Source organism: Tamlana crocina (genome assembly GCF_012037625.1).
Map to the genome: position 1 here is coordinate 1 of NZ_JAAVJS010000766.1, position 299 is coordinate 299.

A 299-nucleotide genomic window follows, 5' to 3' on the forward strand; every position below is an offset into this window, starting at 1 on the left:
CTATGCAAATTTTCGACTTTTTGAAAGATGATCTTTACTTCAGCTTTAATGCTTTCATCGCTAAGTAGTTCGGCAATTTTATCTGAGATCTGTTCATCGGTAAAGGGATCATAGATCTCCTTTACAAAATTTTGCACTTCATTATCCTCCAGGTCCACCTGCTGTTTACATTTTTGGTAAACCTCCTCTATGATGTGATATTGATCGCTTTCCTTTAGCAATTCCAGTGTTGCCTGAAATGCAACCAGGTTTTCCAGCCTTGCCATGTCAATTCCGTAACAGTCGGGATAACGTATTTG

Annotated in this window: 1 pseudogene; it reads right to left on the bottom strand. The window is 38.8% G+C overall.

Features of this window, described 5'->3' with window-relative positions:
• Nucleotides 1-299 (bottom strand): annotated as a pseudogene (locus tag HC176_RS18915) (amidophosphoribosyltransferase); the annotation flags it as partial.